At 67.4% G+C, this 12,208-nt stretch carries 11 protein-coding genes; 7 read left to right on the top strand and 4 right to left on the bottom strand.

The features are described 5' to 3' along the window. Window positions 1-30 precede the first annotated feature (30 nt). From GFK26_RS23875 to GFK26_RS23865, 3 genes are read right to left on the bottom strand one after another with little or no spacing between them, the layout of a single operon-like run. Complete coding sequence (locus GFK26_RS23875) at window positions 31-459, bottom strand: hypothetical protein (RefSeq protein ID WP_153284160.1); 429 nt, start codon at window positions 457-459, stop codon at window positions 31-33. After that, window positions 459-902, bottom strand: a complete 444-nt coding sequence (locus GFK26_RS23870) for a DNA polymerase III subunit chi (protein WP_101491699.1) — start codon at window positions 900-902, stop codon at window positions 459-461. The genes GFK26_RS23875 and GFK26_RS23870 overlap by 1 nt, the downstream gene beginning before the upstream one ends. Next, on the bottom strand, window positions 899-2,443 hold the full coding sequence (locus GFK26_RS23865) for a leucyl aminopeptidase (RefSeq protein ID WP_153284159.1): 1,545 nt from the start codon (window positions 2,441-2,443) through the stop codon (window positions 899-901). Before GFK26_RS23865 ends, GFK26_RS23870 begins: the two co-directional genes overlap by 4 nt. A 21-nt stretch (window positions 2,444-2,464) precedes the next feature. Between GFK26_RS23865 and lptF the strand changes: the two genes are divergently transcribed. The 7 genes from lptF (at window position 2,465) to GFK26_RS23830 (ending at window position 8,063) form a co-directional block, all read left to right on the top strand. Continuing rightward, on the top strand, window positions 2,465-3,604 hold the full coding sequence (lptF, locus tag GFK26_RS23860; protein WP_153284158.1) for an LPS export ABC transporter permease LptF: 1,140 nt from the start codon (window positions 2,465-2,467) through the stop codon (window positions 3,602-3,604). Further along, the gene (gene lptG / locus GFK26_RS23855; protein WP_153284157.1) at window positions 3,601-4,707 is read left to right on the top strand and encodes an LPS export ABC transporter permease LptG; all 1,107 of its coding nucleotides are present in this window, start codon (window positions 3,601-3,603) and stop codon (window positions 4,705-4,707) included. Before lptF ends, lptG begins: the two co-directional genes overlap by 4 nt. After that, complete coding sequence (locus GFK26_RS23850; protein ID WP_153284156.1) at window positions 4,704-5,075, top strand: sirohydrochlorin chelatase; 372 nt, start codon at window positions 4,704-4,706, stop codon at window positions 5,073-5,075. Before lptG ends, GFK26_RS23850 begins: the two co-directional genes overlap by 4 nt. A 63-nt stretch (window positions 5,076-5,138) precedes the next feature. Next, window positions 5,139-6,080 (top strand): CysB family HTH-type transcriptional regulator, encoded by a 942-nt coding sequence (locus GFK26_RS23845; protein WP_153284155.1) that lies wholly within the window; start codon window positions 5,139-5,141, stop codon window positions 6,078-6,080. A gap of 31 nt (window positions 6,081-6,111) precedes the next feature. Further along, a complete protein-coding gene (locus tag GFK26_RS23840; RefSeq protein WP_153284154.1) occupies window positions 6,112-7,293 on the top strand; it encodes a pyridoxal phosphate-dependent aminotransferase in 1,182 nt (393 codons plus the stop codon). 31 nt (window positions 7,294-7,324) lie between these two features. Further along, the gene (locus GFK26_RS23835; RefSeq protein ID WP_153284153.1) at window positions 7,325-7,699 is read left to right on the top strand and encodes a rard protein; all 375 of its coding nucleotides are present in this window, start codon (window positions 7,325-7,327) and stop codon (window positions 7,697-7,699) included. Window positions 7,700-7,904: 205 nt separating this feature from the next. Next, on the top strand, window positions 7,905-8,063 hold the full coding sequence (locus GFK26_RS23830; protein ID WP_153284152.1) for a DUF3309 family protein: 159 nt from the start codon (window positions 7,905-7,907) through the stop codon (window positions 8,061-8,063). Between the two features lie 44 nt (window positions 8,064-8,107). On the opposite strand, the gene hrpA is transcribed toward GFK26_RS23830, so the two are convergent. Beyond that, window positions 8,108-11,890, bottom strand: coding sequence for an ATP-dependent RNA helicase HrpA (gene hrpA, locus GFK26_RS23825; RefSeq protein ID WP_265590144.1), 3,783 nt, complete (start codon window positions 11,888-11,890; stop codon window positions 8,108-8,110). Window positions 11,891-12,208 lie beyond the last annotated feature (318 nt).

Here is a 12,208-nt window from a genome sequence, read left to right as displayed (position 1 = left end):
TCCGACCTGCGGCGCAGTTTAGCCGAGGATTTATGCGCCGGAAGCTGGCGTAGACCCTGTGTTTTCCCCTGTGTTTTCACAGAGTTCAGCGGCCATGGATTCGATGACGAGCGCGCGCAGCACGGCCTCGATTTCGCCGCGCAGACGCGGCACCATTTCGTCGAGCTGATGCTGAACGGCCGCCGACACGGCGTCGCTCAAACGCTCTTCGAGCGACAGGTCGACACGCTGCAGTACGCGGTGCAGCAACTGCTCTTCGAGGCTGACGATTTCAGCCGGCGTGAGCGACACCGAAGGCGGCAACGCGACAGCGCTCGCGGGGTCGGGCGGCGCAGGCTGCGACACGGGTGCGCCCGTGGGCCTCGGCGTCTCGGCGACCGGCACCGGCTCGGCCGGAATCTCGAGCACGGTCGTCAGCGTCGGGACGAACCGCGGCGGCGTGCGCAGCGTGCTGGCCATCAGGAAGCGCTCCTTGCGAAATCGTGCGGCTGGATCGTGTAGCCGCGGTCGGCGTAATGGCGCCAGCGCGTGCGCCCGACCTGTCGGTCGTTGGCCTCGTCGCTCACGATGTCGATCATGCGTTCGAAGCGCTCGAAGCCGGCCGGCACTTCGAGGCCGAGGTTGACCAGCATTTCGCGGTGCGGCAGCGAAGCCGCGTCCCCGCCTTCGGCGCACAGGATGACGGGCGAACGCGCGACCACATGGGCCGGCGCATCGGCGCGGCAGTGCGCGACGAAGTCGACCGGCGACATCTGCCAGAGCGCGGCGTCGACCGTGTCGAGTGCACGCGCATCGCCCACCACCACCACGCGCAGGCCGCGTGTGTTCACGGCCTTGCGAACGAGCCGGCAAGCGTAGGTGAGCTTGTCGGGCGCGTTGTAGTGAAAGCCTATGTCGGTCACTGCGCGGACCGGGCCTTTCGGGCCGGCTTGGCCGGGGCCTTGGGCGAGGCCTTCTTTGCAGGCTTGGCGGCCTTCGGCGTGGCAACAGCGGCATTGCTGCTGCCCGCGCGGTTTGTCAGGTACGACACCAGCAGACCGACGGGCCGGCCGGTCGAGCCCTTGGCCGCCCCGCTCTTCCAGGCCGTGCCTGCGATGTCCAGGTGCGCCCAGGCGTAATCGGCCGTGAAGCGCTGCAGGAACTTGGCCGCGGTGATCGCGCCGCCGGCACGGCCGGCGATGTTGGCGACATCGGCGAAGTTGCTCTTGAGGCCTTCGGCGTAGTCGTCGTCCAGCGGCAGGCGCCAGCAGCGGTCTTGCGAGGCTTCGCCGGCCGACTCCAGCGCGGAGGCCAGCGACTCGTCGCTTGCGAACAGGCCGCTGCGCACGCCGCCCAGGGCCACGACGCAGGCGCCCGTGAGCGTCGCGATGTCGATGACGGCAGCGGGGTCGAAGCGCTTGGCGTAGCTGAGCGCGTCGCACAGGATCAGCCGGCCTTCGGCGTCGGTGTTCAGGATTTCGATGGTCTGCCCGCTCATGCTGGTGACCACGTCGCCGGGCTTGACGGCCTTGCCGTCGTTCATGTTCTCGCACGAAGGAATGAGGCCGACGACGTTGATCGCCGGCTGGATCGCGCCGAGTGCACGGAAGGTGCCCAGCACGCTGGCGGCGCCGCACATGTCGAACTTCATTTCGTCCATCTCGGCTGCGGGCTTGAGCGAGACGCCGCCGGTGTCGAAGGTGATGCCCTTGCCCACGAGCACCACCGGTGCTTCGTCTTTCGCGCCGCCCTGGTAGCGCAGCACGATGAAGCGCAGCGGCTCGGCCGAGCCCTGGGCCACGGCGGCGAACGCGCCCATGCCGAGCTTTTCGACCTCCTTCGGGCCCAGCACTTCGCACTTGATGCGCGGCAGCTTCGCCAGCCCTTTGGCGGCTTCGGCCAGCAGCGTGGGCGTGGCGTGGTTGGCGGGACGGTTGCCCCACTCCTTGGCCAACTCGATGCCGGCGACCGTGGCGCGGGCGTCGTCGAAGGCCTTGGTGACTGCGGCGGCGGCATCGGGCACGCCCAGCGTCAGGTGGCGGATGCTGCGCGGCTCGGCCTTCGACTTGGTCGTGGTGTAGACATAACTGGCATCGGCCGCGGCGGTGACGGCCGCAGCGACGGCAGCGGCATCGGCCGGCTGGGCAAAGACGATCACGACGCGCTTGGGGCCGTTGGCCTTGGCTGCGGCGACCGCCGCGCTCACGGCGCTGCGCACCGAAGCGGCCTTGCCGTCGCCGATGGCGGCGAGCAGCACGCGCGACGGCACCACGGCCTCGGGGCGGTACAGCGCGAGCAGCTTGCCGGCCTTGTCGGGCAGGTCGCCGGCCTTGCGGGCGCTGGCGGCGAGCACGGAAACGGGGTCTTTGGCGGTGGGGAGAGCGCTGCCGACCAGCACGATGAGGAGGTCGGATTTCTCGGCGGCGGCCTGGGCGACGGTGAGGGTCTTGAGTTGAAAGTCCATAATCCTTTTTTTCCTCGAACGATGTTATTCCATTCTTCCCTACGCAAGGAGCTGTCGCGCAGCTTCGGAGCGACCCTCGTCGTCCTGGTCACCATCGTGATGACCATGATGCTCATCCGTACGCTCGGGCTGGCGTCCAAGGGCAGCGTGAACCCACAGGAGGTGTTCCTCGTGATGGCGTACACGGTGCTCGGCTACATGCCGACCATCCTGAGCCTGAGCCTGTTCATCGCCATCGTCGGCACACTCTCGCGCATGTACCGCGACAGCGAAATGGTGATCTGGTTCTCCAGCGGGCGCGGCCTGGCCGATTTCGTCCAGCCGCTGTTCCGCTTCGCCTGGCCGGTGCTGCTGCTCATTGCGGCCATGGCGCTGGTGGGCTGGCCCTGGGCCAACTCGCAGACCATCGGCATGCGCCAGCAGTACGAGCAGCGCAGCGACATCGAGCGCGTCACGCCGGGTGAGTTCCGCGAGTCCTCGGGCCGGCTGCGCGTGTTCTTCATCGACAAGGACACGCCCGACGGCGCCACCGCCACCAACGTGTTCATCTGGGCCGTCGAGCGCGGGCTGCAGATCACCACGTCGGCGCGCAGCGGGCGCATCGAGGATGTGGGCACGCAGCGCTACCTGATGCTGAGCAACGGCCAGCGCCTCGAACGCCCCCTGTTCACGGAGTCGGGCCTGAAGATCAGTGAGTTCAAGACCTACGGCACACGCGCCGGCGGCAGTGCCGCGACCACCACCGACAACACGCCCACGCGCGCCCGCTCCACCCTTTCGCTGCTGCGCGACCGCAGCGACGCCAACTCGGGCGAACTGGGCTGGCGCTTCGGCATGCTGCTGGCCGCCATCAACTTCGTGCTGCTGGCACTGACCGTGTCCAGCGTCAACCCGCGCGTGGGACGCAGCGGCAACCTGGTGTTCGCGCTGTTCGCCTTCGTCGTCTACTACAACCTGCTGAACCTCGGCCAGAGCTGGGTCAGTTCCGGGCGCTACGGCATGGGCTCGTTCATGTTGCTGCTGCACGGCGGCGTCTTCGTGTTCGCCACGGCCTGGCTCACGCTGCGCAACAACAACTGGACCCGTCGCAGCAAGGCCCCGCGCGTGATCGCCGGCGGCCTGCCGACCGCGCCGCCTTCCAAGATCGAGCCCTCCGCGTGAAAACCATCCGCCAACTGATCTACGTCGAGGCGCTGAAGGCCGTGGCCTTCGTGACGCTCGGCTTTTTGAGCCTGTTTTTCTTCTTCGACTTCGTCGACGAGCTGCAGTCCGTGGGCAAGCCCGAAAGCCTGGCCTACGGCCCGGTGCAGGCGCTGATGTATGTGCTGCTGCTGGTGCCCAGCCACCTCTACGAGCTGCTGCCGATCACGGTGCTGATCGGCTGCATCTTCGTGATGGCGCGTCTGGCGCAAAGCTCCGAATACACGATCCTGCGCACCAGCGGCCTGGGCCCGTGGCGCGCGCTGCGCACGCTGCTGCTGCTGGGGCTGGGCTTCGTGGTGCTCACCTTTGCCATCGGCGACTACATCGCGCCGCTGTCGGGACGCACCGGCCAGCTGCTGAAGTCGCGCTACCAGGGCACGTTCTCGCTGGTGGGCAACACCGGGGCCTGGCTCAAGGAAAAGCGCGGCGACACGTCGTATGCGGTCAACGTGCTGTCGATCTCGCGCGGTGGCTCGCTCACGACCACCCGCATCTTCGAATTCGATGCCGACGGCTATGTGAGCAAGCAACTGGTGGCCCGGTCGGCGAACATCCTCGACGACAAATGGACGCTCTCCGACGTCGAGCAGCAGGACTACCAGACGCGCAACACCGAGAAGGCCCGCATCGTCACCACCCAGATCCCGAAGATGGACTGGCCCACCTCGCTCACCGCCGAAATGGTGTCGGTCGCGCTGCTGCGGCCCGACCGCATGAGCACCATCGACCTGTTCGATTACATCCGGCACCTGAACGCCAACGGCCAGACCGCCCAACGCTACGAAATCGAGTTCTGGCGCAAGGTGTTCTACCCGCTCTCGTGCCTGGTGATGGTCGTGCTCGCCCTGCCCTTTGCCTACCTGCACTTCCGCCAGGCCGGCATCACGACCTACGTGTTCGGCGGCGTGATGATCGGCATCAGCTTCTTCCTGCTGAACAACGTGTTCGGCTACCTCGGCAACCTCAGCAACTGGTCGCCCTGGCTCACGGCGGCGGCGCCGGGGCTCATCTATTCAGTGCTGTCGCTCACAGCCTTCAGCTGGCTGGTCCTGAGGCGATGACCTCGCAAGTGCCGGGCACCGTGCTGCTCGCGCACGGCTCGCGCGACGCGCGCTGGCGCGAGCCCATCGAAGCCGTTGCCGCCCGCATGCGCGCAGACGACCCCGCCGTGCGCGTGCTGTGTGCCTACATGGAACTGGCCGCGCCCGACCTGCCGACCGCCGCCGCCGCGCTGATTGCCGACGGGGCCACCGCAGTCCATGTGGTGCCGCTGTTCCTCGGCATGGGCAAGCACGCCCGCGAAGACCTTCCGCTGCAGCTCGACGCGCTGCGCGAGCGTTGGCCCAAGGTCGCGTTCTCGCTCGCCCCGATCGTCGGCGAATCGCCTGAACTGGTCGCCTTGCTGGCCCGGCTTGCCATCAAATCCTGAAGTCCCGGTCATTTTTATAGACTTCAAAGGCATAATGAATTCCGCAATCAGACGGAATTTGATATGAATCTGCACCAGTTCAAGTTTGTTCAGGAAGCCGTGCGGCGCGGCCTGAACCTCACCGAGGCGGCCAAGGCACTGCACACATCGCAGCCCGGCGTCTCCAAGGCGATCATCGAACTTGAGGAAGAGCTCGGCGTCGAGATCTTCGCCCGCCACGGCAAGCGCCTGAAGCGCATCACCGAACCCGGCCAGCACGTCATCGCGAGCATCGAACTCATCATGCGCGAAGTGGGCAACTTGAAGCGCATCGGCGAGCAGTTCAGTGCGCAGGACAGCGGCACGCTGTCCATTGCCACCACGCACACCCAGGCGCGCTATGTGCTGCCGGTGCCCGTGGCCAACCTGCGCGAGGCCTATCCGAAGGTCAACGTGAGCCTGCACCAGGGCTCGCCCGACCAGGTGGCGCGCATGGTGATCGACGAAATCGCCGAGATCGGCATCGCCACCGAATCGCTCGACGGCTATGCCGAGCTGGTCACGCTGCCCTGCTACGAATGGCAGCACGTGCTGGTGCTGCCCAAGGACCACCCGCTGGCGGCCAAGGAGCGCGTGTCGCTCGAAGACCTGGCGGCCGAGCCGATCATCACGTACCACCCGTCGTTCACCGGCCGCACGCGCATCGACCATGCCTTTGCGCAGAAGAAGCTCACGCCGCGCATCGCGCTCGAAGCCATCGACTCCGACGTGATCAAGACCTACGTGCGCCTGGGTCTGGGCGTGGGCATCGTGGCCGAGATGGCCGTGCGCGACGAGTCGAACGCCGACCTCGTGGTGCGCCCGATGGGCCACGTGTTCGGCCAGAACATCGCGCGCGTTGCCTTCAAGCGCAGCGCCTACCTGCGCAACTTCGTCTTCAAGTTCGCCGAGCTGCTGTCCGACCGCCTCGACCGCAACCTGATCGCGAAGGCCCTGAGCGGCCATCAACAAGATTACGAACTCTGACCTTTCGCTTTTTCCCCCGCGACGACCGACCATGAGCACCGCCACCCCTTCGTCTTCTCCCCGCACGCCCGAGATCACCACCAAGCTGCCGGCTGTCGGCACCACCATCTTCACCGTGATGTCCACGCTCGCGGCCGAGAAGAACGCCGTGAACCTCGGCCAGGGCTTTCCCGATTTCCACTGCGATCCGAAGCTGCTCGAAGACGTGACCGCCGCCATGGCGGCCGGCCACAACCAGTACCCGCCGATGCCGGGCATTCCGTCGCTGCGCGACGCCATCGCCGCCAAGATCGAGGCGCTCTATGGCCGCAGCTACAGCGCCGCGACCGAGATCACCGTCACGGCCGGTGCCACGCAGGCGATCATCACGGCCATCCTGGCCATCGTGCGCCCCGGCGACGAAGTGATCGTGCTGGAGCCCTGCTACGACAGCTACGTGCCCAACATCGACCTGGCCGGTGGCAAGGTCGTGCGCGTGCCGCTCGTGCCCGGCACCTTCCGCCCCGACTTCGACAAGATCGCCGCCGCGCTCACGCCGAAGACGCGCGCGATCATCATCAACACGCCGCACAACCCGAGCGCCACGGTCTGGACCGAGGCCGAGATGCGCCAGCTCGAAGACCTGCTCGCGCCCACCGACGTGTTCGTGATCAGCGACGAGGTCTACGAGCACATGGTGTTCGACGACTCGCGCCATGAAAGCGTGGCGCGTTTCCGGGGCCTGGCGGCGCGCAGCTTCATCGTCAGCAGTTTCGGCAAGACCTACCACGTCACCGGCTGGAAGGTCGGCTTCGTGGCCGCGCCCGCGCCGCTGATGGCCGAGTTCCGCAAGGTGCACCAGTTCAACGTGTTCACCGTGAACACGCCGATGCAGCACGCGCTCGCGCAGTACATGGCGCGGCCCGAGCCGTACCTGGAGCTGCCGGCTTTCTACCAGCGCAAGCGCGACCTGTTCGCGGCCGGCCTGGCCGAGAAGACCCGTTTCAAGCTGCTGCGCAGCGAGGGCAGCTACTTCCAGTGCGTCGACATCTCGGCCGTGAGCGATCTCTCCGAGGCCGACTTCTGCCTGTGGCTCACCCGCGAGATCGGCGTTGCGGCGATTCCGCTGTCCGCGTTCTACGGCGACGGCTTCGACCAGCGCGTGGTGCGCTTCTGCTTCGCCAAGAAGGACGAGACGCTCCTCGCCGCGCTCGACCGCCTCGCGAAGCTCTGACGCCGGCGAGCCAGAGCATCCAGGCACCGCAATGGCGATGAACCGGCCGCGCTGGATCCTGCTGGCCCTGGGCCTGTCGTTCTTCCTGGTGGGCGTGGCCGACGCGTTCATGCCGCCACTGCACGGCAAGGACTACACCGCGCTCGACGTGGTGCATGTGTTCCTCATTTCGGCGCTGTGCTACATGTGGTGCCGGGCCGACGGCCTGGTGCGCGGCGTGCCCGCGCCCGGCCGCTCGGCGCTGCTTGCGGGCGTCTTTCCGGTGCTGGGCATTCCGGTCTACTTCTTTCGCACACGACCGTGGCGACGGGCGCTGCTGGCCACGCTGGGCGCCGCGGGATTCCTCGTGATGGGCCTGGTGCTGGCTGCCGTGGGTACCTTGTCGATCGAGTTCATGCGAAGCTGAAAGCCACCCGGATGAACTCCGCCCGCCTCGCCACGCGGGTCTGGGCGTGGGGCTGAACCCCCTGCTCTCCGACGACGCACGCGCCAAGCGCCGACGCCCACGGTAGGACAGTCCTGACCGCCGAAGGGGCGGCTCTCCGGCGCTTGCGGCGTCCCGGGGCGATGAGCATGAAGGCTCGTTACAACAAACGTCCCAGGAGAAAACCATGTCTCTCTCGTTCATTCTGCTGATCGTCCTGATCCTGCTGCTGATCGGCGCGCTGCCGAGCTGGGGTTACAGCCGGTCCTGGGGCTACGGGCCCAGCGGCGGCCTCGGGCTCGTGTTGCTGATCGTGGTGGTCCTCGTGCTCATGGGCCGCATATAGCGCCCACGCTGCCATAAAGAAAGCCCGCGTCGCCGCGGGCTTTTTTACGCCTGCAGTTGCGCCCAGGCCTTGTCGAGCCGCTTCACGCTCACCGGCTGCGGCGTGCGCAGCTCCTGCGCGAAAAAGCTCACGCGCAGTTCCTCGAGCAGCCAGCGGAACTCGAGCATGCGGTCGTCCACCACGCCCTTGCGCTCGGCGACGAGGCGCCAGTAGCGCTGCTCCTGCGGCTTCAGTTCGGCCAGCTTGGCGGCGTCGCGTGCGGGGTCGGCGCGCAGCTTGTCCAGACGCAGCACGATGGCCTTGAGGTAGCGCGCAAAGTGCTGCAGCTGCGTCCACGGCGCGTCGGCGATGAAGCGCTTGCCGACGAGCTTCTGCAGCTGCTGCGCCGCGTCCTGCACCGCCTCGGGCTGGATCTTCGTGTCCTTGATCTTGCGTGCGGCGGCTGCGTACTCCACGAGGACGACGCCCGCGAGCCGCGACACCTCGTTGGCGATCAGCGTGAGCCGCCCGCGCCCTTCTTCGAGCCGCTTCTTGAAAGCGAACTCGTCGGTCGGCAGCGGCTCCTGCAGGAACGCGCGGTCGATCGCCACGTCGATGATCTGCGTGCGCAGCTCTTCCGACGTGCCCAGCGGCATGTAGGCGACCGACATCTTCTGCAGATCGGGGATGTTCTTCTCGAGGTACTTCAGCGCGTCCTTCAGCTGCAGCGCGAACAGGCGGCGCAGGCCGGCGCGGTGCTTCGCGGCGGCCACGGCGGGCTCGTCGAACACCTCGATGGTCACGGCATCGCCCTCGTCGCGCAGCGCCGGGAAGCCGATGAGCGACTGCGAACCGCGCCGCACTTCCATCAGCTCGGGCAGCTCACCGAAAGCCCAGGTCGTGTAGCGCTGGCCGGCGGGCAGCGCGGGCGTGGCCTTCTCGGGCGCGGCGTTCTTCGCGGGTGCCTGGCCTTCGCCTGCAGGCGAAGGCTTGGGGGCCGGTGCCGCCTTCACATTGAGCCCCGCCAGCGCCTGGAACGCGCCACGCGCCTGCGCGCCCAGCTCGGCCTTCAGCGCGCCGAGGTTGCGGCCCATGCCGAGCTGACGGCCGTGCTCGTCGACGATGCGCAGGTTCATGAACAGGTGCGGCGGCAGCATGTCGAGCTTGAAGTCGGCGCGCTTCACGTCGATGCTGGTCAGGTCGCGCACGCGCTTGAGCAGCACGTCGGTGAGCGAACCGGTGCCGAAGAGTTCGGGCGCCGACAGTTCCTCGGCCAGCTTCGTCGCCGACTCGGGCAGCGGCACCAGCCGCGAGCGCGGGCGCTGCGGCAGGCTCTTGAGCAGCGCCTGGATCTTGTCCTTGAGCATGCCCGTCACCAGCCACTCGCAGCGCTCTTCGTTCACCTGGTTGAGCACGAACAGCGGCACGCTGACCGTGAGGCCGTCTTTCGCGTCGCCCGGTTCGTGCAGGTAGCTTGCGGCGCAATCGACACCGCCCAGGCGCAGCGTGGGCGGGAACGACTGCGTCGTGATGCCGGCCGCCTGGTGGCGCATGAGTTCGTCGCGCGTGAGGTACAGCAGGCGCGGCTGGTCTTTCGACGCGTGGCGGTACCAGTTCTCGAAGGTGATGCCGCTGGCCACGTCGGCCGGCATCTGCGCGTCGTAGAAGGCGAAGATCAGTTCGTCGTCGACCAGCACGTCCTGCCGGCGCGCCTTGTGCTCCAGGCCTTCGACCTCGCGCACCAGCTTGCGGTTGGCCGTGAGGAACGGGAACTTGCTTTCCCACTGGCCGCCGACCAGCGCTTCGCGGATGAAGATTTCCCGCGCCGACACCGGATCGACCTTGGTGAAATCGACACGCCGCCCGCTGTAGACCACCAGGCCGTACAGCGTCGCGCGCTCCAGCGCCGAGACCTGCGCGCCCTTCTTCTCCCAGTGCGGATCGAGCAGCTGCTTCTTCAGCAGATGCTCCGCCACCTGCTCGAGCCACTGCGGCTCGATGTTGGCGATGCCGCGCCCGAACAGCCGCGTGGTCTCGACCAGCTCGGCCGCGACGATCCAGCGCCCGGGCTTCTTCTTCAGGTGCGCGCCCGGGTGCTTGTAAAACTTGATGCCGCGCGCGCCAAGGTAGGCCTCGTCGTCCTCGAGCTTCCAGCCCACGTTGCCCAGCAGGCCCGCGAGCATGGACAGGTGCAGCGGCTCGTAGCCGGCCGGCGTGGCGTTGATGCGCCACTTGTGCTCGGTGACCACCGTGAGCAGCTGCGAATGGATGTCGCGCCATTCGCGCACGCGGCGGATGTTGATGAAGTTCTGGCGCAGCAGCTGCTCGTACTGGCGGTTGCTGAGCTTGTGCGTGTCGCCGTGGCCGCCACGCGCGTCGGCGATCCATTTCCAAAGCCGCAAATAGCCGCTGAACTCGCTCTTCTCGTCGTCGAACTTCGAGTGCGCCTGGTCGGCCTGCTGCTGCGCTTCCATCGGGCGGTCGCGCACGTCCTGCACGCTGAGCGCCGAGGCAATGATGAGCACTTCTTCGAGCGCGCCGCGCGTGCGGGCTTCCAGAATCATCCGGCCCACGCGCGGATCGAGCGGCAGCTTCGCCAGCTCGCCACCAGTGGCCGTGAGTTCGTTGGCGTCATCGACTGCGCCGAGTTCGTTCAGCAGTTGGTAGCCGTCGGCAATCGCGCGCGGCGACGGCGCTTCAAGGAACGGGAAGCGCGCCACGTCGCCCAGTCGCAGCGACTTCATGCGCAGGATCACGCCCGCGAGCGAGGAACGCAAGATTTCCGGATCGGTGAAGCGCGGGCGGCCCGCAAAGTCCTTCTCGTCGTAGAGACGGATGCAGATGCCGTTGGCCACACGCCCGCACCGGCCCGCGCGCTGGTTGGCCGCGGCCTGGCTGATCGGCTCGACCAGCAGCTGCTCGACCTTGCTGCGGAAGCTGTAGCGCTTGACGCGCGCCGTGCCGGTGTCGATCACGTAGCGGATGCCCGGCACGGTGAGCGAGGTCTCGGCCACGTTGGTGGCCAGCACGATGCGCCGGCCGTGGTGGCTCTCGAAGATGCGGTCCTGCTCGGGGCCCGACAGTCGCGCGAACAGCGGCAACACCTCGGCATTGCGGAACAGCGGCTGGTGGCTGACGTGGCGGCGCAGGTGATCGGCCGCCTCTCGGATTTCGCGCTCGCCGGGCAGGAAGATCAGGATGTCGCCCGCGTTGTGCGGGTCGCGCCAGAGCTCGTCGACGGCGTCGGCAATCGCGTCGTTCAGGTCGTGCTCGCGCGACTCCTCGAAAGGCCGGTAGCGCTGCTCGACCGGAAAGGTGCGGCCCGACACCATGATCGTCGGCGCGGGGCCTTTGGCCGAAGCGAAGTGCTGCGCGAAGCGGTCGGCGTCGATGGTGGCCGAGGTGACGATCACCTTCAGGTCGGGCCGGCGCGGAAGAATCTCGCGCAGGTAGCCCAGCAGGAAGTCGATGTTCAGCGAGCGCTCGTGGGCCTCGTCGATGATGAGCGTGTCGTAGGCCTTCAGCAGCGGATCGGTCTGCGTCTCGGCCAGCAAAATGCCGTCGGTCATCAGCTTCACCGAGGCGTCGCGGCTCAGCCGATCCTGAAAGCGCACCTTGAAGCCGACCACGTCGCCCAGCGGTGTCTTCAGCTCTTCGGCGATGCGCTTGGCGACCGAGCTTGCGGCAATGCGGCGCGGCTGCGTGTGGCCGATGAGGCGGCCCTTGCCGGGCTCGGCGTTAAGCTTGCCGCGCCCGAGCGCCAGCGCGATCTTCGGCAGCTGCGTGGTCTTGCCCGAGCCCGTTTCGCCGCAGACGATCACGACCTGGTGCGCCGCGATGGCGGCCATGATCTCCTCGCGCCGGCCGGAGACCGGGAGCGATTCTGGGAACTCGATGCGCAGGGGGGCGGGAGGTGTGAGGGTCGTCAAGGCAAGGCAGTCGTCGGTCGTTGCGCGCGGCGGCAGGCGGGCAAACCGCCAATTATCGCGGGGCCCCGCCGCTGTTGCATGGCATCCACAGCAAGGCCGCAGGCGGCAGGTGGCGCAGAAAATTTCGTAAAGACTCTTTACTCTACCGCATGCCGCCGCTACGATCGCGGCATGACCTCCTTCCTTGCCCCCCTCTCGATGCGCATCCGCTGCGCAAGCCACGTCGCTGCACGTGGC

Origin of the sequence: Variovorax paradoxus (assembly GCF_009498455.1) — a bacterium.
GTDB classification, from domain to species: domain Bacteria; phylum Pseudomonadota; class Gammaproteobacteria; order Burkholderiales; family Burkholderiaceae_C; genus Variovorax; species Variovorax paradoxus_H.
This window is presented reverse-complemented; position numbering and strand designations above follow the sequence as displayed.